This is a genomic window from Acidovorax sp. NN32, assembly GCF_057597245.1.
The window spans coordinates 1786120-1807600 of record NZ_CP199679.1; the positions used below are offsets into that span (position 1 = coordinate 1786120).

22 protein-coding genes are annotated in these 21481 nt (G+C 65.5%); 7 read left to right on the forward strand and 15 right to left on the reverse strand.

Going from position 1 to position 21481, the window contains the following annotated elements; translation table 11 throughout:
• Positions 1-8: 8 nt before the first annotated feature.
• The gene (locus tag ACT89O_RS08175; RefSeq protein ID WP_487262309.1) at positions 9-1376 is read right to left on the reverse strand and encodes a cytochrome ubiquinol oxidase subunit I; all 1368 of its coding nucleotides are present in this window, start codon (positions 1374-1376) and stop codon (positions 9-11) included.
• Between the two features lie 4 nt (positions 1377-1380).
• Positions 1381-1971 carry a GbsR/MarR family transcriptional regulator gene (locus ACT89O_RS08180; protein WP_121419442.1) on the reverse strand — a complete coding sequence of 197 codons (591 nt, stop codon included), beginning with the start codon at positions 1969-1971 and terminating at the stop codon, positions 1381-1383.
• A gap of 191 nt (positions 1972-2162) precedes the next feature.
• On the opposite strand from ACT89O_RS08180, the gene ACT89O_RS08185 reads away from it, so the two are divergent.
• Complete coding sequence (locus ACT89O_RS08185; RefSeq protein WP_487262310.1) at positions 2163-3281, forward strand: acyltransferase family protein; 1119 nt, start codon at positions 2163-2165, stop codon at positions 3279-3281.
• A 22-nt stretch (positions 3282-3303) separates the two neighbouring features.
• On the opposite strand, the gene ACT89O_RS08190 is transcribed toward ACT89O_RS08185, so the two are convergent.
• The 4 genes from ACT89O_RS08190 to mdlC all read right to left on the reverse strand — a co-directional run bounded on the left by ACT89O_RS08190 (position 3304) and on the right by mdlC (position 7139).
• The gene (locus tag ACT89O_RS08190; protein ID WP_055394290.1) at positions 3304-3693 is read right to left on the reverse strand and encodes a hypothetical protein; all 390 of its coding nucleotides are present in this window, start codon (positions 3691-3693) and stop codon (positions 3304-3306) included.
• A gap of 272 nt (positions 3694-3965) precedes the next feature.
• Positions 3966-4379: a nucleoside diphosphate kinase regulator gene (gene rnk, locus ACT89O_RS08195; protein WP_055394263.1), complete on the reverse strand. Its 414-nt coding sequence runs from the start codon at positions 4377-4379 to the stop codon at positions 3966-3968.
• Positions 4380-4450: 71 nt separating this feature from the next.
• Positions 4451-5452, reverse strand: coding sequence for a Bug family tripartite tricarboxylate transporter substrate binding protein (locus tag ACT89O_RS08200; protein ID WP_487262311.1), 1002 nt, complete (start codon positions 5450-5452; stop codon positions 4451-4453).
• A 94-nt stretch (positions 5453-5546) separates the two neighbouring features.
• On the reverse strand, positions 5547-7139 hold the full coding sequence (gene mdlC / locus ACT89O_RS08205) for a benzoylformate decarboxylase (protein WP_487262312.1): 1593 nt from the start codon (positions 7137-7139) through the stop codon (positions 5547-5549).
• A gap of 66 nt (positions 7140-7205) precedes the next feature.
• Here mdlC and ACT89O_RS08210 point away from each other — a divergent pair, with 66 nt between their 5' ends.
• Together ACT89O_RS08210 and ACT89O_RS08215 are read left to right on the forward strand one after the other, a co-directional pair.
• Positions 7206-8105: a LysR family transcriptional regulator gene (locus ACT89O_RS08210; protein ID WP_487262313.1), complete on the forward strand. Its 900-nt coding sequence runs from the start codon at positions 7206-7208 to the stop codon at positions 8103-8105.
• 80 nt (positions 8106-8185) lie between these two features.
• A complete protein-coding gene (locus ACT89O_RS08215; protein ID WP_487262314.1) occupies positions 8186-9352 on the forward strand; it encodes a PA0069 family radical SAM protein in 1167 nt (388 codons plus the stop codon).
• A 151-nt stretch (positions 9353-9503) separates the two neighbouring features.
• Here ACT89O_RS08215 and ACT89O_RS08220 read toward each other — a convergent pair whose 3' ends face one another.
• Complete coding sequence (locus ACT89O_RS08220; RefSeq protein WP_487262315.1) at positions 9504-10532, reverse strand: sodium-dependent bicarbonate transport family permease; 1029 nt, start codon at positions 10530-10532, stop codon at positions 9504-9506.
• 86 nt (positions 10533-10618) lie between these two features.
• On the opposite strand from ACT89O_RS08220, the gene ACT89O_RS08225 reads away from it, so the two are divergent.
• The gene (locus tag ACT89O_RS08225) at positions 10619-11518 is read left to right on the forward strand and encodes a LysR family transcriptional regulator (RefSeq protein WP_121419447.1); all 900 of its coding nucleotides are present in this window, start codon (positions 10619-10621) and stop codon (positions 11516-11518) included.
• A gap of 49 nt (positions 11519-11567) precedes the next feature.
• On the opposite strand, the gene ACT89O_RS08230 is transcribed toward ACT89O_RS08225, so the two are convergent.
• Positions 11568-12533, reverse strand: a complete 966-nt coding sequence (locus tag ACT89O_RS08230) for a LysR family transcriptional regulator (RefSeq protein ID WP_487262316.1) — start codon at positions 12531-12533, stop codon at positions 11568-11570.
• Between the two features lie 125 nt (positions 12534-12658).
• Here ACT89O_RS08230 and ACT89O_RS08235 point away from each other — a divergent pair, with 125 nt between their 5' ends.
• Complete coding sequence (locus tag ACT89O_RS08235) at positions 12659-12991, forward strand: nuclear transport factor 2 family protein (RefSeq protein WP_431152381.1); 333 nt, start codon at positions 12659-12661, stop codon at positions 12989-12991.
• Complete coding sequence (locus tag ACT89O_RS08240; protein ID WP_487262317.1) at positions 12988-13770, forward strand: SDR family oxidoreductase; 783 nt, start codon at positions 12988-12990, stop codon at positions 13768-13770. The genes ACT89O_RS08235 and ACT89O_RS08240 overlap by 4 nt, the downstream gene beginning before the upstream one ends.
• A gap of 77 nt (positions 13771-13847) precedes the next feature.
• On the opposite strand, the gene ACT89O_RS08245 is transcribed toward ACT89O_RS08240, so the two are convergent.
• From ACT89O_RS08245 to ACT89O_RS08255, 3 genes are all read right to left on the reverse strand, one after another.
• Entirely contained in the window at positions 13848-14360 is a 513-nt protein-coding gene (locus ACT89O_RS08245; protein ID WP_487262318.1) for a DUF7482 domain-containing protein, read from the reverse strand.
• A gap of 208 nt (positions 14361-14568) precedes the next feature.
• Complete coding sequence (locus ACT89O_RS08250) at positions 14569-14856, reverse strand: GNAT family N-acetyltransferase (RefSeq protein ID WP_487262319.1); 288 nt, start codon at positions 14854-14856, stop codon at positions 14569-14571.
• Between the two features lie 164 nt (positions 14857-15020).
• Positions 15021-15890, reverse strand: a complete 870-nt coding sequence (locus tag ACT89O_RS08255; protein WP_487262829.1) for a LysR family transcriptional regulator — start codon at positions 15888-15890, stop codon at positions 15021-15023.
• A 185-nt stretch (positions 15891-16075) separates the two neighbouring features.
• On the opposite strand from ACT89O_RS08255, the gene ACT89O_RS08260 reads away from it, so the two are divergent.
• The gene (locus ACT89O_RS08260) at positions 16076-17065 is read left to right on the forward strand and encodes an NAD(P)H-quinone oxidoreductase (RefSeq protein WP_487262830.1); all 990 of its coding nucleotides are present in this window, start codon (positions 16076-16078) and stop codon (positions 17063-17065) included.
• 60 nt (positions 17066-17125) lie between these two features.
• On the opposite strand, the gene ACT89O_RS08265 is transcribed toward ACT89O_RS08260, so the two are convergent.
• The 4 genes from ACT89O_RS08265 to ACT89O_RS08280 form a co-directional block, all read right to left on the reverse strand.
• Entirely contained in the window at positions 17126-18868 is a 1743-nt protein-coding gene (locus ACT89O_RS08265) for a phosphoethanolamine transferase (protein WP_487262320.1), read from the reverse strand.
• Between the two features lie 35 nt (positions 18869-18903).
• Entirely contained in the window at positions 18904-19773 is an 870-nt protein-coding gene (gene fghA / locus ACT89O_RS08270) for an S-formylglutathione hydrolase (protein WP_487262321.1), read from the reverse strand.
• Between the two features lie 211 nt (positions 19774-19984).
• On the reverse strand, positions 19985-21103 hold the full coding sequence (locus ACT89O_RS08275) for an S-(hydroxymethyl)glutathione dehydrogenase/class III alcohol dehydrogenase (protein ID WP_121419456.1): 1119 nt from the start codon (positions 21101-21103) through the stop codon (positions 19985-19987).
• A gap of 35 nt (positions 21104-21138) precedes the next feature.
• Positions 21139-21405, reverse strand: a complete 267-nt coding sequence (locus ACT89O_RS08280) for a metal/formaldehyde-sensitive transcriptional repressor (protein ID WP_055402789.1) — start codon at positions 21403-21405, stop codon at positions 21139-21141.
• Between the last annotated feature and the right edge of the window lie 76 nt (positions 21406-21481).

Sequence of the window (21481 nt, forward strand, 5' to 3'; positions counted from 1 at the left end):
AGGCCTCCTTAAACGGCGCGAGGGGCTGGAGCTGGATGGGACGCCGCCGGTGTGGGCATGGCTGGGTGTTCGGCCATGTACTTGATCACGCCCACATAGGCCACCAGCAGCAGCCCATAGACGATGAGATAGGCCGCCAGCGTGCTGGCCACCATGGCGGGCGCGTGGGGGGCCACGGCGTCGGCGGTCTTGAAAAGGCCATAGACCAGGTAAGGCTGGCGACCGATTTCGGTCACGTACCACCCGGCCAGTGTGGCCACCCAGCCTGAGAACGCCATACCCACCAGCGTGTAGAGCAGTGGCCGGGGCAGGGTGGCCAGGTCTTGCTTGCGGCGGCAATACAGCACAAAAGCACCCACCCAGGCCACGGCCAGCATGAGCAGGCCCACACCCACCATCACGCGGAACCCCCAGAAAACGGGCGCCACGGGCGGATGGGCCCCTGGGAATTCGTTGAGCCCCTTCAGCTCGGCGTCGATGTCGTGCGCCAGGATCAGGCTGGCCGCCTTGGGGATCTGCAAGGCGTAGTCGGTGCGACCTTCCTTCTCGTTGGGCAGGCCAAACAGCGTAAGTGGCGCACCCTTCTCGGTGTGCCAGATGCCCTCGATGGCGGCGATCTTGGCGGGCTGGTGCTCCAGCGTGTTGAGACCATGCAGGTCGCCCATGAAGATCTGCAGCGGGATCACGACGGCCACGGCGGTGATGGCCGTGCGCAGGGCCTTGCGCGTGCCTTCGTTGGCCGTGCCCTTGATGAACTGCCAGGCACTCACCCCGGCGATCAAGAAGCCTGCCGTGAGGGCCGATGCCAGCAGCTTGTGGCCCAGTCGGTAGGGGAAGGACGGGTTGAACACAATCGCCAGCCAGTCCACCGCGTGGAACTTGCCATCGATGATCTCGTAGCCCACGGGCGTCTGCATCCACGAGTTCAAACTCAAGATCCAGAAAGCCGACAGCGTGGTGCCAAAAGCCACCATGAGCGTGGCGACAAGGTGCATGCGCTCGGACACGCGCCCCCGGCCAAACAGCATGATCCCCAGGAAGGTGGCCTCCAGAAAGAACGCCGTCAGCACCTCATAGCCCAGCAGCGGTCCGGCAATGTTGCCCACATGCTCCATGAAGCCCGGCCAGTTCGTGCCGAACTGAAAACTCATGGTGATGCCCGACACCACGCCCAGCGCAAAGGTCAGCGCAAACACCTTGGTCCAGAAGTAGTAGGCCTGCTCCCAGCCCAGCGCCGCCGGTGTGCCGCGCGTGGCCGTGTGCCGCAGGCGGAAGAACACCAGAAACCAGCACAGCGCAATCGTGATGGTGGGGAACAGGATGTGAAAGCTGATGTTGGCCGCGAACTGGATGCGCGAGAGCGTGAAGGCGTCCATGGGGTCAAACTCCTGAGGGATTGCTCTTTGGCGAGTGACTGCCCTTGCCGGTCAGCCGGTCCTTGAATTCGAGCACCCGGGTAACGGCGGTGCCCATGCCCATGAGCTGCATCGCTGTTTCAGGCGCCAGGCGCTGCACGTCGTCGAACCATGTCATGAGCCGGTCGATCAGTTCGTGCATCTCGCGCATGCGTTCCTGGGCGTGGCGCTCTTCATCGGAGGAGGGCTCTTCGAGTAGCGCCATGCGCAGCATCGACAAGGTGGGTTCGATCTCGCGGCGGCGGCGTTCCTCGGCCAGCACACGGAAGATCTCCCACACGTCCTTGGGTGCCTCGAAGTATTCGCGCCGGTCGCCCGGCTGGTGGCTCAGTTTCACCAGCCGCCAAGCCTGAAGCTCCTTGAGCCCCATGCTCACGTTGGAGCGCGAAAACTCCAGCGTTTCAGCAATCTCGTCGGCGTTGAGCGGGCGAGGAGACAGGAAGATGAGTGCATACATCTGGCCGACCGTGCGGTTGATGCCCCAGCGGCTGCCCATCTCGCCAAAGTGGGCCACGAACTGGCGGTTCAGAGGTGGTAAATGGTTGACGTAGGTCATATAGGCACGTATTGTGCGCTTGATTTTTTGAAATTTCAGTAATTTCTGAAAATTCAGGAAATTGCACCTTCAGAAGGCGGGGTATCGCGGCAGGCTCTAGGGCTGCGCAGACTGCTGGATGCGGGGGACAATAGAGGTTTTTGTCTGCCGGTGCGGCCCCGCCTCGGCACATGCCCTACCTCCCCGCTGCCATGTCTTCGTCTCCTTCCCGCATGCCCCTGATCGATATGGTCAAGGGCGTGGCGTGCATCACCATCGTCTGGCACCACCTGGCCTTTTATGGCCCGATGTCGGACATCGCCCAGCCTCTCGCCCCCGCCTTGATGGCCTGGCTGTATGACTATGGGCGCATGGCGGTGCAGATGTTTCTGGTGCTGGGCGGCTACCTTGCCGCAGCCAGCCTGGCGCCCCAGGGCGTGGCGCGGTTTGACCATGCTGGCAATGCAGTGGCCAAGCGTTTTGTGCGGTTGGTGGTTCCCTACGCGGTGGCGTTGTTGCTGACGGTGGTGGTGGCTGCCTTGGTGCGCCCCTGGATGGAGCACCCTTCTGTGCCGCAAGAACCCACCTTGGCGCAATTGCTGGCCAATGCCTTGCTGCTGCAGGACATCGTGGACGAAGATGCCCTGTCTGCCGGTGTCTGGTATGTGGCCATCGACTTCCAGCTTTTTGCATTGAGCGTGCTGCTCTGGGCGGGCGTCAGGGCCCTGCCGGGCGCGTGGGCCCAGCGGCACAGGGCTGTTTTGGCCCGGGTGCTCATCGTGGCAGGTGTGGCGGCGTCGCTGTGGGTTTTCAACCGCATGGCCGGGCTCGACATGTGGGCGATCTACTTCCTGGGTGCCTATGGCCTGGGCATGCTGGCGTACTGGGCTGTGCGCGCAGCCAGCCCGGTGGGGTGGCTGAGCGCCATGGTGCTGCTGGGCGGTGTGGCCCTGGCGCTGGACTTCCGGGGCCGCATCGTGGTGGCGCTCGTCACGGCGCTGTGCCTGGTGGTGGCGTTGCGGTCCGAACGTCTGCGTGCCTGGGGCGGTTTTGCGCCGCTGGTTCGCGTGGGGCAGATGTCTTACTCCATCTTCCTCGTGCACTTTGCCGTGTGCCTGCTGGTCAATGCCGTGGTCAGCCACTTGTGGCCTGCTTCGCCGGTGCCCAATGCACTGGGCATGCTGCTGGCGTTTGTCCTGTCCCTCGCCGCCGGGCGCCTGCTCTACCTGCGGGTGGAGCGGCATGTGCCCACCTGGTCCACCGCATTGCGCTGGCAGGCGGGGCTGGTGGGCACCGGTCTGCTGGTGGCTGTTACCAACAACGGGTTCTGAATGAGGGCTCGTGAAGAGCTCTTCAACGCTGTAGCTTGCGCTCGCGCCGCTTGCGCTGCCGGTCCAGAAACCAGGCCATGAAGGGCAGGATCAGCATCGAGCCCGGAATCACCCAGATGAACAGGTAGGGACTCACGGACGAGGCTGACCGCATCACATCCCGCAAATGGGCGCGCTCTGCGGCATCCCAGTTGCCCTGGCGGCGCTGCTGCACCAGCCACACCACCGAGCCCTTCATTGTTGCCATCTCGCGCTTGAGGCGGCTCTTTTCGCGGCTGTTTCCCGCCAGGAAGGAGCAGAACCATTCAGGAGCCCGCTCCATTCGCCGCTGGAATGCGACCGTCGAGTCCGGGTCGAACTGGTCAATCGATGGAGGGATGTCTGGCGTGTGCGGTGCGGGCGGTGTGGTCATGGCGGCTGCCATTGTCGCGGCTCATGGCGCTTTGCACCACCCCAATCCGTGGCACTCACTTGCACCCTCCAGGCAGGGCTCGCCGGGAATAGAAGGCGCGCAGTGCTCCAGCGGGCTCCAGCTACCCAATAGCCTCAAAAACCGGCGTGCTCAAAGGCCAGGGCAGCCAAGCAGGGGCCGCCCCGCAGCGAGGGCGGCGTCCCCCCGCCCGCAGTGCGCAGCGCTGTGAGAGCGAGGGGAAGGCGCGCAGCGCCTCAGGGGGTGTCCCGAATTCAACGATGCAGTTCGCCGGCACTTTCAGGCTGGTACAGGATGTCTTTCACGCGCACCGTCATCGACTTGCCGCCCGGTCCGGGCCAGGCCAGTTCATCGCCCACCGCCAGGCCCAGCAGGGCGCTGCCCACGGGCGCGAAGATCGAGATGCGGTCCGCAGTGCCATCCGCGTCGCGCGGGTAGACCAGGGTCAGGCAGAACTCCTTGCCCGTCTCCAGGATGGAGAACTGCACGGTGGAGTTCATGGTCACCACGTTGGGCGGGATGTCCTCGGGCGGCACCACATCGGCCCGGTCCAGCTCTGCTTGCAGGTCCGCCTTGCCCGGGAAGACACTGGCCGGGATGGCGGCCAGCAGGGCTTCGATGCGGTCAACGTCGAGCGACGACAGGATGATCTGGGGCTTGCGCGCCATGGCAGTACCTCTAGGGTGGTGACAAAGCGCGGGACTGTAGACCATCGCGAATCTCGCACTGCCGCGCGCGGTCAATCTCCCTGGATGTTGCGCGCGTTGATCAGGGCGCCAAACCGAGCGCTGTCGATGGAAGCCCGTGCGTTGAAGTCGGTGGGCGACATGGGGGCGGGCACCCCGCCCAGCGCCGTGATGCGGTCCTTGACGGCCTGCGTGCCCAGCACCTTGTTGATCTCGCGGTTCAGGCGCGTGACCACGTCGGGCGGTGTGCCCGCAGGTGCATAAAAACCAAACCAGGTGTCTGCGTCAAAGCCCTTCAGGCCCACTTCGTCCAGTGTGGGAACGTCCGGGAAGAGGGGTGAGCGCTTGGCGCTGCCCACGGCCAGCAGCCGGAGCTTGCCCGCTTTCACATGCGAGAGGCCGATACCCGGGTCGAACATGAAGTCCAGCTGCCCACCCAGCAGGTCCTGCATGGCCGGTGCCGCGCCCCGGTAGGGCACATGCACCGCAAATACATTGGCCTGGGTCTTGAGCATCTCGGCCGCCAGGTGGGGCGAGCTGCCGTTGCCCGGCGTGCCAAAGCTCAGCTTGCCGGGGTTGGCCTTCAGGTGCGCGAGGAACTCCTGGATGGTGTTGACCGGCAGTGTGGGGCGCACCTCCAGGAAGACCAGCACCCGTGCAGCAGCAGCCACGGGTGTCAGGTCCTTGACGGGGTCGAAAGGCATCTTGGGATACAGGTGCGGGTTGACCGACACCATGCCGCCCGAACTCATGAGCAGGGTATAGCCGTCGGCCGGGGATTTGGCCACGGCCTCCCCGCCGATGTTGCCGCCCGCACCGCCCCGGTTTTCCACCACCACCGGCTGTCCCAGCACGGCCTGCAGGGGCTGGGTGACGGCGCGCGCAATCTGGTCGGCGGCGCCCCCGGCGGGGAAGTTGACGATGACTTTAATCGGCTTGCTGGGCCAGGTGTCTGCCATGGCGGCGGTGCTGAGCAGCACGCTGGCAGCGGCGCATGCCAGCGTGCGCAGCAGGTGGCGGGTGGTTGGGGAGGGCGGGTTGTGAAGGGGGTGCATGGTTGTCTCCAGTCAAGGTGAGCGCCCGGGTGCGCCGGGTCTGGTGTGTTGTGGTGATGGGGTGAGCCGGGAAGAACGGTTTGTGCAGGGCCTGTCAGGCCACGTCCACCTCAACCAGGATGGCGCGCGGGCTGGCCAGTGCATCGCGCAGCGCCTGGTGCAGCAAGGCGGGGTCGCTCACACGCACAGCCTCGCAGCCCTGGCCACGGGCGAGCGCGAGGAAGTCGAGATCCGGCAGGTCGGTGCCTTCGAGCTTGTCGCCTTCGTGGAAGCCGAAGGTGGGGGCAAACTCCTGCAGCGCCGCGTAGCGGCGGTTCTTGAGGATGATGAAGGTGATAGGCAGCTTCAGCTGCGCCGCGCTCCACAGGGCCTGGATGGAATACATCGCCGAGCCGTCACCCAGCAGTCCGATCACCTTCTTGTCGGGTTTGGCCAGCGCCACGCCCACGGCGGCAGGCATGCCATAGCCCAGGCCGCCGCTGCACATGGTGTAGAAGGTTTCGCTTTGCACAATGGGCAGGTAGGCGTGCATGGCTGCGCGCGAGCTGGGCGCTTCTTCCACCACGATGGAGGCCGCGTCGCGCACCTCGGCCAGGGTCTGCATCACATAGGGCACGCTCATCAGCGGCCCCGTGGGCTCCACACGCGGGCGTGCGGGGCGCGGTTGTGGCAAGGCGCGTGGCGGTGGTGCGGGGCGCGCCAGCAGGTCGAGCACCCCGAGCCGGATGCCGCCCACGGCCGAGGTGCCTTCAGGCGTCCAGGCGGCGGTGCCGGGGTCTTCAATCAGCTGCACCAGTTGCGCGCCCGGCGGCACATGCGGGCCAAAGCCTTCCACGTGGTAGGTGAAGGCGGCGGCGCCCAGCGCAAACACCAGGTCGTGGCCGGCGAGCAGCGCGACGATTTTCTCGCGCATGGCGGGCAGCACCCCGGCGAACAGGCGGTGGTCCTGCGGAAAGCCGCAGCGGCCCGCCATGGGGGCAATCCACACGGCAGCGTTGTGCCGCTCGGCCAGCGTCACCACCTCGTCCCAGGCACGGTCGCGGTCCACGGCGGCACCCACCACGAAGACGGGGTGCCGCGCGGCATCCAGCGCATCGCCGATGGCCTGCAGCACGCGGGGCTCGGGACGCGTTTCGGTGCTCACGGTGCGCGCCTTCAGCGGCTCGCAAGGCTTGTCCCAATCGTCTGCGGGTATGGACACCAGCACCGGCCCACGCGGCTGCTGCATGGCGATGTAGTAGGCGCGGGCGATGGCCAGGGGTACGTCTTCGGCGCGCGCGGGCTCCACGCTCCACTTCACGTAGGGCTTGGGCAGCTCGGTGGCCTGGCCCGAGAACAGGAAGGGGTCGAACGGCAGGATGGAGCGCGCCTGCTGCCCGGCCGTGATGACCATGGGCGTGCGGTTCTTGTGTGCCGTGAAGATATTGCCCATGGCGTGCCCCACGCCGGCCGCCGAGTGCAGGTTCACAAAGGCGGCGTTGTGGGTGGCCTGCGCATAGCCGTCGGCCATGCCCACCACCACCGATTCCTGCAGGCCCAGGATGTAACGGAAGTCGCTGGGAAAGTCGAGGAACAGTGGCAGCTCGGTGGAGCCCGGGTTGCCAAAGATGGTATCGATGTGAAAGCCGCGCAGCAGGTCGAGCACGGCCTCGCGCACGGTGGGGAGATGGGGGTGTTCTGAAGGCATCCCCGCATCTTCGGATGGCTTAATCTATCCATCAATACAATGAAGTGACTAAGCGGTATTCACTCAATGCATATCAAAGACATCGACCTCAACCTGCTGCGCCTGTTCGATGCCGTCTACCGCACGCGCAACGTGAGCCGCGCCGCCGACCTGCTGGACCTGACACAGCCGGCAGCCAGCCAGGCGCTGACGCGGCTGCGCCTGCTCATCAAAGACCCGCTGTTTGTGCGCGCAGGCGGCGGCGTGCAGCCCACCCCCAAGGCCGACCGGCTGGCCGACGCCGTGCGCAGCGCGCTGGGTTTGCTGGAAGAGGCCCTCAACGAGTCGGCCCTGTTTGACCCTTTGCAGTCGCACAAGGTGTTCCGCATTCACATGAGCGATATTGGCGAAGGCCGTTTTCTGCCCGACCTGATGGTGGCACTGCAGCATCAGGCGCCCGGAGTGCGTCTGGAGACCCTGCCCGTGCCACGCCACGAGATCCCCCAGCGGCTGGACAGTGGTGCCATCGACTTCGCCTTTGGCTTTTTGCCCACGGTGAAGGATACGCAGCGTGTGCAGCTCCTCCAGGACCGCTACGTGGTGCTGCTGCGCGCAGGCCACCCCTTCGCCGCCACCAGGCGCAGCGGCCCCGTCCTGCTCAGCGCCCTGCGCCAGCTGGAGTTTGTGGCCGTGCGCACCCACTCGGACACCCTGCGCATTCTGGAGATGCAACAGTTGCAGGACCACATCCGCCTGACCACCGAACACTTCCTGGTGCTGCCCGCCATCGTGCGGGCCACGGACCTGGCCGTGGTCATGCCCCGCAACATCGCACGCACTTTTGCGGCCGACGGTGGCTACACCCTGATCGAGCCCGCACTGCCGCTGCGCGACTTCACGGTGTCGCTGCACTGGAGCCGCCGCTTTGAAAGCGACCCCGGCAACCAGTGGATGCGGGGGCTGATCGAGCAGCTGTTCAAGGAGTAAACCGGGCCAAGGCCACGCGCATGCTTGCGGGGGCGGAGGGGCAAGCACGCAGCGCCAAATATCTGTACATTTATACAGTTATGTCTCGCACCTTCACGGACAAGTCCGACATCCCCGCGCCGCCCGAAGAGGTCCGCATCCCGCTGCAGGCCATCCGTGGCCGGGGCGCGGCCACGGCCCTGGCGCACCGGTTTGCGCGGGATGTGCGCGAGGCGGCCGACGACGGCTGGGGCCAGCCGGCTGGTGATGAGGGCGGTGCAGGCGATGTCCCAGCCACCCCCGCCGCCACCCGCGTGCACCTCGAAACCGCGCGCAGCGCCATCTGCGCCAACGACTCGCCGGACATCTTCTTTGAACTCTCGGTGAACCCCTACCGGGGCTGCGAACACGGATGCATCTACTGCTACGCGCGGCCTACCCACAGCTACCTCAACTTCTCACCGGGGCTCGACTTTGAAACGCAGATCGTGGCCAAACACAACATTGCCGAACTGCTGCGTAGCGAGCTGTGCGCGCCGCGCTACGTGCCCCGTTTGATCAATATCGGCTCGGCCACCGACTGCTATCAACCTGTGGAGCGCGAACTGAAGCTCACCCGCAGCCTCATCGAAGTGATGCGCGACGCGCGCCACCCGTTTTCGCTCATCACCAAATCCAGCGGTGTGGAGCGTGACCTGGATTTGCTGGCTCCGCTCGCAGCGCAACGCCTAGCGGCGGTGTACGTCACCATCACCACGCTCGATGCCACGCTGGCCCGCCGCATGGAGCCCCGTGCCGCCGCGCCCCACCGGCGCCTGCGCACCATCCGCGCGCTGGCCGAGGCGGGCGTGCCCGTGGGCGTGAGCGTGGCGCCGCAGATCCCCTTCATCAACGAAGACATGGAGCAGGTGCTGGAGGCTGCGCGCGACGCGGGCGCGCGCAGCGCCTTCTACACCGTGCTGCGCCTGCCGTGGGAGCTGGATGCGCTGTTTCGCGAATGGCTGCAGGTGCACTACCCCCAGCGCGCCGCGCGCGTGATGGCCCGCGTGCAAGACCTGCACCACCTGAGCGACGCCGAGCGCCGCGCGGGCAAAACCTACAACAGCGACTTCGCCACCCGCATGAAAGGCACCGGCCTGTGGGCCGACCTGGTGCGCCAGCGTTTTGCCACCACCTGCCGCAGGCTGGGCCTGAACCGCGAACGCGTGGAGCTGGACCTGGGCCAGTTCCGCCCCGGGCTGCTGCAGGGGCAAAGCAGCCTGTTCTGACCGGCTGTGTGGCGCAGTGGATTGAAAATTTGAATAAAAATGGCCGTTTCCGCTCGTCCAGTATGACTTAATAGCTATATAAATAATAGCAATTGAGCCAAGCTCTACAAGCGCACACCAGGGGCCACGTGTGGGCTGTATGCATCGCCCCTCACACGGCCCACAGGCCTTGCACCACCTGCGTGTACAGCGGAATGCCCAGCACGATGTTGAGCGGAAACGTCAGCCCCAGCGACAGGCTCACATACAGCGACGGGTCGGCCTCGGGGATGGCATAGCGCACCACCGCAGGCACGGCGATGTACGAGGCACTGGCCGCCAGCACCATCAGCAGCACCGCATCGCCTGCAGGCACCGCCACCAGCCAGGCCAGGCCCAGCGCCAGCGTGGCGTGGGTGATGGGGCCCAGCACCGCATAGGCCAGCAGCCAGGGCGACTGCTGGCGCACCGCAGGCAGGTTCCGTGCGGTCGATAGGCCCATGTCCAGCAAGAACAGGCACAGCATGCCCTTGAACAGATCACCCGAAAACGGCTGCATGGCCGCCTTGCCCGCATCGCCCGTCAGCAGGCCAATCAGCATCGCGCCCAGCAGCAGCAACTGCGTGCCATCGGTGAACGACTCGTGCAGGATCTTGCCCACCGACAGGTGGGGGCCGCCCTTCCCACTGACGCTGCCCGGGCCATGACCGCCCAGCGTGGCGGCGCCCCCGCCTGTCATCGCCACCGCCTGCTGTTTTTGCCGCAGTGCATTCGCCAGCAGCACTGCGAGGATGATGGCGGGCGACTCCATCAGCGCCATCGCCGCCGCCATGTGGCCGCCGTAGGCGATGTGTTGCGACTCCAGGTACTGCGTGGCCGTCACAAACGTCACCGCGCTCACCGATCCATAGGTGGCTGCCACCGCCGCCGCATTGAAGCCCGACAGCATCCGCCGCAAGAGCGCATAGCCCACCAGCGGCACCACGATGGCCAGCAGCACCGCCAGCCCCAGGCTGGTGGCCACGTTGGACGTAAAGCCCGACGCCGCCAGCGCAAACCCGCCCTTGAGGCCCAGTGCCATCAGCAGGTAGATCGACAAGAACTTCGAGATCGCCGCAGGCATCTCCAGGTTGGACCGCACCAGGCCCGCAAACACACCCAGGGCAAAAAACAGGATCGCAGGGTCCAGCAAGCTTTGCATCATTCAACTCCTTGGGCGCCAATGCTATGCAGTGCAGGGTGCAAAGTAAAATCGATTCGAATGCGCTTATCTATAGATAAAAATCTATGAACATCACCTTTCGCCAGCTGCGCCTTTTTCTGGCACTGGCCGAAACCGGCAGCGTCAGCGCCGCCGCCCGGGTCATGCACGTCACCCAGCCCACCGCCTCCATGCAGCTGCGCGAGGTGTCTCAGGCCGTGGGCCTGCCGCTGTACGAAGTCATCTCGCGCCGCGTGCACCTCACCGAAGCGGGGCATGCCCTGGCCCGCACCGCGCGCGCCATTGCGGGCGAGTGGGATGCGTTTGAGCAGCGGGTGTCTGGCGCCAAGGGCCTCACCAGCGGACGCCTCAAGGTCGCCGTGGTCAGCACCGCCAAGTACTTTGTGCCGCGTCTGCTGGGCAGCTTCTGCAAGCTGCACCCGCAGATCGACATCTCGCTGGAGGTGCTCAACCGCGACCATGTCATCAACCGGCTGCGCAGCAACCTGGACGACCTCTACGTCATGTCCATGCCGCCAGCCGATTTGCCGCTGGAAGACCACATCCTCATGCCCAACCCGCTCGTCGTCATCGCCGCCGCAGGCCACCCACTCGCCGCGAAAAAGCGCGTCAAGTTCACGCAATTGCAGGCCGAGCGCTTCATCCTGCGCGAAAAAGGCTCCGGTACCCGTATGGCCACCGACGCGCACCTGCGCCAGCTGGGCTTTGTTCCCAGCGCCGTACTTGAGCTGGGCAGCAACGAGGCCATCAAGGAATCGGTGGAAGGCCAGCTGGGCGTCTCCATCGTTTCCCGCCACAGCCTCGGCCCCCACCACGAGGGCCTGGCCGTGCTCAACGTGCAAGGCTTCCCCATCCAGTCGCAATGGCACCTGGTCTGGCCCAAGGGCAAGCAGCTGTCACCGATTGCGGAGGTATTCCGGGGGCATCTGATGGGCGAGGTGAAGGGGTGGATGGAAGGACGGTGAGGGCGACGCTTCTGGCTTGAATGGCTGATATCGGCCACCCAAGACCCCATCACCGACGTGGAGTCCTCTGCACAGCCGCATTCACTGATGGGCGTTGCAAGCCAGGCATGGGTTCTGGCAGATCACGGTCCAGCAGGCAGTCGATGAAAGCCGTCAATGCCGGGGATGGATGGCGCCGGTTGGAGTAGTACAGGAACAGGCCAGGCTTTGCCACCGACCAGTCGGCAAGCACCTGCACCAGCTGCCCCTGGTCGATGTGGTTGTCCACCCGCTCACGGTCAAACGCATAGGCAATGCCCAGGCCCTGCACGGCCGCAGCCACGCCCATGTCCGAGTGGTTGGTCACCAGCGGTCCTTCTGCCGCAATCTCCACCCGTTTTCCTTTTTTCTCGAACTCCCAGCGGTAGGTCCGGCCATCCATCTGAAGCCGCCAGTTGATGCACGCGTGGCCGTGCAGGTCGGCGGGCGCCTTTGGCGTGCCGCGCTGCGCCAGGTAGTCGGGCGAGGCCACGGCAATCATCTTCACGTCCGGTGTCAGGCGCACGGCGATCATGTCTTTTTCCAGCCGCCCGCCCACGCGGATGCCCGCATCAAAGCGGCCCGCAACGATGTCGCTCAGCCCGTCGTCCACCACGATGTCCAGCACCACATCCGGGTGGGCCTGGTGAAACCGCCCAAGCCGTGGCGCGATGACCTGTGTGGCGGCCATGCCCAGCGTGTTGATGCGCAGCGTGCCCCCCATCTGGCCGGCCGACGCACTGGCTTCGGCCACTGCGTCGGCCATGTCCCGAAATAGCGGGGCCATGCGCGCATACAGCTGTGCCCCGGTGGCCGTGGGCGCCACGCTGCGCGTGGTGCGGTTCAGCAATCGCGCGCCCAAGCGGGCTTCCAGCTGGCGAATCGTCTGGCTCAGCGCCGACGGCGACAGCCCCAGTTGCTCCGCCGCGCGCGCAAAGCTCGCGCGCTCGACCACGGCGGCAAAGGCCTTCAGTTCTGCAAAATCCGATCCGCGCATTCTGTATTGTTTTCTACATAGCCTATTTAAATTCTAGGCCATTCACTAATTGGTGCTGCAGGCGCATCCTGACGACTCCACAACCCGATGACTAGCCCATCGACCAACCCAAGGAGATCGTCACCATGACCCCTTTGAGCCTCCCCGACCCCATTGCCGCCTACTTTGCGGCCGACCAACAAAAGAACGCTGAGGCCATTGCCCGGTGCTTCACGGCACAGGCCGTCGTCAAGGACGAGGGCCGCACCCATTCGGGCATCGACGCCATCAAGGCCTGGAAGGCCGCGGCATCGACAAAGTACACGTACACCACCGAACCCTTTGCGCTGCAGCAGAGCGACGGCCACCAGGTCGTCACCAGCCGCGTCGAGGGCAACTTCCCCGGTAGCCCGGTCGATCTGCGCTACCGCTTTCGCCTTGAGCGTGGCCTGATTGCGTCGCTGGAGATCACGGTATGAGCTTCGACCTTCAACTGCGCGGCCAGCGCGCACTCGTCACGGGCGGCACCAAAGGCGTGGGCGCTGCAGTGGTGCAGGCTTTGGTGGACGCAGGTGTGCAGGCGATGGCTACCGCGCGTTCAGCCCCTGCGCACCCGATTGGCGGCGTGCTGTACGTGCCTGCCGACGTCTCCACCGCAGAGGGCGCTGCAGAGGTTGCGCAGGCGGTGCTCACGCACTGGGGCTGCGTGGACATTCTGGTCAACGTGGTGGGCGGCTCCAGCGCGCCAGGCGGGGGCTTTGCAGCGCTGGACGATGCGCAGTGGTTCAACGAACTGAACCAGAACCTGATGCCCGCCGTGCGCCTGGACCGCGCTTTGTTGCCCGCCATGCTGGCCCAGGGCGCGGGCGTCATTGTCCACGTCAGCTCCATCCAGCGCGTGCTGCCGCTGCCCGAGTCCACCACCGCCTACGCCGCTGCCAAGGCGGCTTTGTCCACCTACAGCAAGGCCTTGTCGAAAGAGGTCACGCCACAAGGCGTTCGCGTGCTGAGCGTCTCGCCCGGCTGGGTCGAAACCGAAGCCGCCGTCGCCCTGGCCGAGCGCGTGGCCACCCAGGCGGGCACGGACTACGAAGGCGGCCAGCGGATCATCATGCAGTCGCTGGGCGGCATCCCGCTGGGCCGCCCCGCCAGGCCGCAAGAGGTGGCCGACCTGATCACTTTTTTGGTGTCACCGCGTGCGGGAGCGATATCGGGCTCGGAGCATGTGATTGATGGGGGCACGGTGCCGACGGTTTAGAGGCGCAGCAATGCGGCTTCTCACATCAGCCCTCGTGGAGCGCCAGGAACTGACACCCGGTTGAGCTGCGGTCCGTCTTACCGCACCCCTGCCAGGCCCCCGCCACCGACAGCCCGCGTTACGGGGCAGTTGATGACGATATCGGTGACTTCGAGCGAGAGCAGGCCTTTTTCTTCGGCAGCCAATAGCTCCTCCTCCGATGTCAGCTCGGGCCCCGGATCGTGTGTCGTTCTCGTCACCAGGACGAGGCGCCACAGTGGGCTGTAGCTTCGGTCCGTGTTCGCTGCGCCCACGGGACGTGGCGCAGATTGAAAGATGCTGATCTGTTCGCCCTGCGAGAATTTGTACACACGCTCCAGCACTGAGGGGCGCGCGGCGATGGCGTCGCGCAGGCGAGGGACATGGTTCACACCGGCGGCCTCCGCCATGGCGCCGTCCGAGATATCTGTCGTGATGTATTCCACCTGTCGCCCGTCAACCCAGGCTCGGTGCAGTGGAAGTACCGTTTCTGTCCGTCCGGCATCAAAACGGGGCCCCGCGCATCCGATGAGCAGAACCACGGATGCAATGGCGATGGTGAGACGAATCAAGTGCGACGCTCCTGGTGAGGCTGAACGTTGATCCTGAGCAGCATGTGGTGGCTATCCGACGTGAGTCGGCTCGTGCGACGGATTGGAGTGCTGGCGCATGGTGCTGCCATTTTGCCCAAGCGACCTCTGACACCAAGAAGCAAAAAAACCCCGGCGAGCGGATCCAATCAGTGGGTTGAGGCTGTCGCGTCCCCGTCATAGGGCCTGCCTAAACCAGCACATCGCGAATAGCCACGTCCTTGTCAAACTGTGCCTTGGCAAACGGGCACAGCGGGACCACTTTGGTACCCGTAGCCCGCGCCCACAGCACCAGCGCGTCGAGCAACTCGCGCCCGACACCTTGCCCGCTGAGTGATGGATCTACCTCGGTGTGGTCCACGATGACCATCGTGGCGTTGGTGCGGCTGTAGGTCATCTCGGCCAGGCGCTGGCCGCTGTTCTCGATGGTGAAGGCGCCTTTGGCGTCTTGCTCCTGGTGCTGGATGGTGTGCTGCATGGGGTGGTGAATGAAGCAGAGGGAATAGGTGCCGGAGTATGGCGCAGCAGGTATTGCCGCCGCTGACCGACTGATGAATGGGTTGCTTCTTCGGTCGGTCGGCCAGTTCAGGTTTGCTGATGCCTTGGTTGCGAAGGCAGCGCCAAGCAGCATGCCGTTTGCCGCTACGCCTGACCAAATGCCTCCGACAGAAACTCTGCCGTGGCGCGGACGCGTGCGGTGCGCTGCAGGTCGGGGTGCATGACTTGCCAGACCTCGTAATCGGTGGCGCGGCGGCGTTGGGGCCAGATGCGGACCAGGCCTTCGCGATCGCCCATCCACACCGGCATTTCACCCAGGCCAATGCCCGCTGCCACCGCCTTGCGCACCAGCAGGCTGGAGCGCACGGCCATGGCGATGCGGGCTTGGCGGGCGGGCACACCGGCCATGGTCAGAAACGGGCTGTGCTCCAGGTAGGGGCCATAGGCCACCAGGTGGTGGCCCCGCAGCTCGTCGTCGGGCACGGGTTCGCCAAAGTGCTCGATATAGCCCGCGCTGGCAAACAGGCCCACCGGCCATGACACCACGCGGCGCACGACCAGGTCGGGCGTCTCCGGGCGGACGTTGCGAAACGCTATGTCCACCTGCCTGCGGCTGAGGCTGAGCAACTGGGTGGAGACCTCCAGGTCCACACGGATGTGGGGCCAGCGCCGCTGCAGGCGCTCGACGGCGGGCAGCAGCAGGTCGATGGCGATGGAGTCGGTACTGGTGACGCGCACGATGCCGCCGGGGTTTTCGTCCTGGCCTTCGATTTTGGTGCGCAAGTCGAGGGCTGCGCTTTCCATGCGGCGGGCGGCTGCCAGGGCCGTTTCGCCTGCCGGCGTGAGCAGGTATCCATCTTTGGCACGCAGGAACAGCTTGGCGCCCAGCTCGGCCTCCAGTGCATTCAGCCGCCGCCCCACGGTGGCCTGGTCGATGCCCAGGCTGCGCGCGGCGGCGCGCAAGGAGGGGGCTCTTGTCAGCGCGAGAAAGACGCGGGTGTCGTCCCAGTTCATGGTGGTATTCATCGGGTGGGAGTGATGCAATTTTGCATCACTACAGAGCGAAATTGCTGCGTTTGAATTGTGCGTTGGCGCTGTAACCTTGCAGGCCTGAATGATATTTTTGAGGACTGCAACCCATGCCCACCGCTTTGAGTGAACAACATACCGCCACTGTGCAGACCGCCGTACCACCCACCATGCAGGCCATCGTGTTCGACGACTTCGGTGGGCCTGAGGTGCTGGTGGCCCGTGAGGTCCCGACCCCCGAGGCGCGTCCGCATGACCTGTTGGTGCGCAACGCCTCCATCGGCGTGAACCGCGCTGATCTGTTGCACCGCAAGGGGGCTTACGGTCGCGCCTACTTTGGCGATGCGGACACCATGGGGCTGGAGATCGCGGGCACGGTGGTCGCGGTGGGCCCGCTGGTGCGCGGCTTTGCCGTGGGCGACCGTGTGATGGGCATTGTGGGCGGCGGGGCCTACGCCGAGCTGTCGCGCATCGACCACCGCATGGCCATGCATGTGCCGGACGGCCTGGGCCTGGTGGCAGCGGGTGCGGTGGCAGAGGTGTTTGTGACTGCACACGAGGCGCTGTTCCACCTGGCCAACCTGCAGGCGGGCGAGTCGGTGCTGATCCACGCAGCCGCAGGCGGCGTGGGCTCGGCGGCGGTGCAACTGGCGAAAGCGGCGGGCGCACGGGTGTTTGGCACAGCAAGCGGTGACAAGCGCGAAGCAGTGCTGGGCTTTGGCGCGGATGTGTTCATTGATTACCGCAGCGAGGACTTTGCGGCCGTGGTGGCGCAGGCAACGGACGGCAAAGGTGTGGACGTGGTGATCGACTTCATTGGTGCGCCATACCTGGAGCGCAACGTGCGGTCGTTGGCCGTGGGCGGGCGCATGGTGGCCGTGGGCTTGCTGGGTGGCGCGCAAGGCGCCACGTTGCCGATGGACGCCGTTCTGTACCGCCATCTGCAGATCTTTGGCACGGTGATGAAGTCGCGCCCGCCCGAGGTCAAGCAGGCCATGGTGCAGCGCTTTGCCGAGCGGTGGCTGCCTGCGCTGGCGGCCGGTGCGATCTGGCCGGTGATTGACAGCACCTACCCGTTGGCAGATGCCGCGCAGGCCCACAGTCGCATGGAATCTGGCGTCAACGTCGGCAAGATTCTGCTGCTGCCAGGGGCGGCGTGAGGCGCGCAGAAGTTCATTGTTGCGGTTGGGGCATGGCGCCCGGGCAGGCCCGACTCCGCGTCAGCCCGCCGCTCTGGCCGCCCCCGCCGCCTGTCGGCAACCTGCAAACATGTCCAGCCCCGCGCTGTACGCCCCGGTCTTCACATCCATCAGCCCCAGCACCGAGTGAAAGTAGTTGTCGTGGGTGATGCGCCGCTCGGCCAGCTCGTGCTGCAGGCAGCCGGTGGCGACCTGGGTGCGCGCCTCCATGGCGGGCGAGAGCCAGGTGATCCACGGCACATGCTTTTGCACGTCGGGCGCAATGGAGTAGGGCAGGCCGTGCAGGTAGAGGTTGTTCTCGCCCAGTGATTCGCCATGGTCCGCTACATAAATCATAGCTGTTTGCGCTTTGCTATCCTGCGCTGTGAGCCATTTGAGCACTGAATCGAGGAAAAAGTCCGTCTCCACGACGCTGTTGTCATACGCGTTGACGACCTGCTGGCGCTCACACTCCTGCAGGGAAGTGGATGTGCATTCGGGGCCAAACTTCTTGTTGTCGGGCGCCGAGCGTTTGTAGTACGCGGGGCCGTGGCTGCCCATCTGGTGCAGCACGACCACGGTGCCGCGCTGGCGCTGTTCTGCGGGCAGGGCGGCGATGCGGGTGTCCAGGTCTTGCAGCATCACGCGGTCCAGGCACTCGCCGCCGGGGCACAGGGCGGGGTCGGGCGTCGGGCTTTTTGGCGCGTTGGTGAGGGTCTCGCCAATGCGGTCGCACACGCCTTTGCAGCCGGACTGGTTGTCCACCCACAGCACGGCCAGGCCTGCGTGGTGCAGCACGTCAATGAGGCTTTCAAAGTTGGCAGCGCGCGCTTCATAGCCCGTGCGGCCCAGGTGCGAGAACATGCAGGGCACCGATGCTGCGGTGCTGGTGCCGCACGACCACGCATTGCGGGCGCTGACGAGGTCTGTGCGGGCCGCGAGCAGCGGTGTGGTGTTGCGCTCATAGCCGTTGATGCCGAAGTTGCCGCTGCGGCCGGTTTCGCCCAGCACCAGCACCAGCAGCGGGGGTTTGGCCTGGCCCGCATAGCTGGCGCCCAGCTGTGCATCGCGCCCCAGGGGCAGCAGCTTGCTGGTGTCCATGCGCAGGGGCTTGGTGGCGATGTTGCCCAGCGCGTACACGCTGTTGAGCGGGTTGATCAGGTAGCGCAGCTTGGTGTGGTTGCGCATGGTCGATGCAAAGTCCTGGAACACCAGCAGCAGGCACACCACGATGAGGGCGATGGCGCCCGCCAGCAGCAGCCCGTTGTGTGCCACGTGGCGCAGGGTGCTCAGCCGCAACACGGGGCGGCGCAGCAGCCACCACAGCGGTGGCACGGCCAGCGCCAGCACGGTGGCCAGCATGCGCCAGTTGAGCAGGTCGCCCGCCTCTTTGACGTCGGTTTGCAGCACGTTGGTGAGCATGCTGGCGTCAATGGCCACGCCGTAGGCCAGCATGAAATACGCGCCAAACGCAGCCATCACCACCAGCACGGAGGCGGCGGGCTTGAGCGTCCAGCGCCAGGCCAGCAGGCTCAGCAGTGCGGCATTGCCCGCTGCCACGATGAGCGCAAACGCGATGGCAAAGCCCCAGCCGCGCAGGCTGCCCTGGCCCGGCAACTGCGCCACCTCGCGCCACAGCGGCACATTGCAGGCCGTGGCCAGCCAGGTGCTGATGAGCACCACCACCCAGGCGGGGTGCAGGTGGCGTGTTGCGGTGGAAACGGGCCGGGGCGCGGTGCCCGTGGCCAGGTGGGGAAGCAGCAGGCGCTGCAGTATCAAAGGCATGGGGCGCACTGTGGCGCCCGAGGCTTAAGGCCGCATTAACGTTCGGACTGCGGCAGCAGGTTTCTGGCGTGGTGCGCCAGGTGGTCGGCCATGAAGGTTTGAATGAAGTAGTAGCCGTGGTCGTAGCCCGCGTGGCGGCGCAGGCTGAGCGGCTGGCCGATGGCCTGGCACGCAGCTTCGAACAGGTGTGGGTGCAGTTGGTCGGCCAGAAACTTGTCGGACAGGCCTTGGTCGATGAGGATGCCCGCAGGGTAAGGCGCGACCGGCTGGTGCTGCATGAGCACCGTGGCGTCGTGCTCGATCCAGCCCGTGCGGTCTGCGCCCAGGTAGCCCGTGAAGGCTTTCTCACCCCATGGGCACTGGGTGGGCGCGCAGATGGGGGCAAAGGCCGACAGGCTCTGGAAACGGCCCGGATGGCGCAGCGCCAGCGTGAGCGCGCCATGCCCGCCCATCGAGTGGCCGGTGATGCCCAGGCGGGTGCCGTCGATGGGCAACTGGGCTGAGACCAGCGGCAGCAGCTCTTTCAGGAGGTAGCTCTCCATGCGCCAGTGGGTGCGCCACGGCGCCTGCGTGGCGTCCAGATAAAAGCCTGCGCCCACCCCAAAGTCCCAGCTGTCGGCCTCGCCCGGCACGTTGGCGCCACGCGGGCTGGTGTCGGGCGCAATGAGGGCCAGGCCCAGCTCGGCGGCCAGGCGCTGGGCGCCGGCCTTGACCATGAAGGTCTCTTCGGTGCAGGTCAGCCCCGCCAGGAAGAGCAGGGCGGGCACGGGCCCTTGCTGCGCTTGCGGGGGAAGGAACACCGAGAACTTCATGGGCAGCCCGATCTCGGAGGAGGCGTGCTGGTAGAAGCGCTGCTCGCCGCCAAAGCAGGCGTGGGTGCTGAGGAGTTCCAGGGAGGTGGTCATGGTGGATGCTCTGAAAATAATAGCTGCTAGCGCTTGATGGATAAGCGCTGGAGGTCTTTTTTGCTTGAATTAAAAATTGACCTTAGACCGAGCCCGTTTGCCCTGAGCCTGTCGAAGGGTTGGTGGTAAGGCGTGCCATGGCTTCGACAGGCTCAGCCCGAACGGGTAACGGGGCGTTCGGGCGTCTCAAACGCTGGCTGCTCTGCAGGGCTCAGGCCACTGCGTATTTAACGACGGAGCGTATCGACTTGCCTTCGTGCATCAAATCAAACGCTTCGTTGATGTCCTTGAGGCCCATGGTGTGCGTGACAAACGGCGCGAGCTGGATCTTGCCCGCCATCGCGTCTTCGACCATGCCGGGCAACTCGCTGCGGCCCTTGACGCCGCCAAATGCCGTGCCCATCCACTTGCGGCCGGTGACGAGCTGGAAGGGGCGGGTGCTGATCTCTTGTCCCGCGCCCGCCACGCCGATGATGACCGACTGGCCCCAGCCGCGGTGCGCGCATTCGAGGGCGGCGCGCATCACGTTGACGTTGCCAATGCACTCAAAGCTGTGGTCCACGCCCCAGGTCGTCATCTCCACAATGACTTGCTGGATAGGCTTGTCATGGTCCTTGGGGTTCACGCAGTCGGTGGCGCCAAAGGTGCGGGCCAGATCGAACTTGGAGGGGTTGGTGTCCACGGCGATGATGCGCCCAGCCTTGGCCAGCTTGGCGCCTTGAATGACCGCCAGGCCGATGCCGCCCAGGCCGAACACGGCGACCGTATCGCCCTCTTGCACCTTTGCGGTGTTCTTGACGGCGCCCAGGCCCGTGGTCACGCCGCAGCCCAGCAGGCAGACCTGCTCGGGGTTGGCGTTGGAGTTGACCTTGGCGAGCGACACCTCGGCCACCACGGTGTATTCGCTGAAGGTGCTGCAGCCCATGTAGTGGTAGATGGGCTGGCCGTTGTAGCTGAAGCGCGTGGTGCCGTCGGGCATCACACCCTTACCCTGTGTGGCGCGCACGCTCACGCACAGGTTGGTCTTGCCGCTCTTGCAGAACAGGCACTCCCCACATTCGGCGGTGTAGAGCGGGATCACGTGATCGCCCGGCTTCACGCTGGTCACGCCTTCGCCCACCTCCACCACGATGCCAGCGCCTTCATGGCCCAGCACCACGGGGAACAGTCCTTCGGGGTCGTCACCGCTCAGGGTGAAGGCGTCGGTGTGGCACACACCGGTGTCGGTGATCTTGATGAGCACTTCGCCCTTTTTGGGCGGGGCTACGTCGATCTCGACGATCTGCAGGGGTTCTCCGGCTTTGAAGGCGACGGCGGCACGGGATTTCATGGGGTGTTCCTTTCGGTCAATCGGATGGGGACGGTCTATTTGAGGTAGGAGCGAAGCAACGCCAGTGTTTCGTCAATGGCCTGCTGCGACGGTGCTGGTTTTTCCGCCAGCGTCTCGCGCACATGGCTGTCGAGCAGGTCGGCCATCAGTCCGTGCACGGCGCCCCGCATGGCCGCCAGCTGCTGCAGGATGGGGGCACAGTCGCTGCCCGCCTCCACCGCGCGTTCCAGCGCCTCGGCCTGGCCCTTGATGCGGCGCAGTCGGGTGATGGCGCGTTGCTTGTCTTCGGGGGTGTGGGGCATGGGTTGCGGGGGCTGCCTTTGTACTGGGTAGCAGTATAAAAGATAGCCCCATACTGGTCGTGCGCTAGGTCGTCAA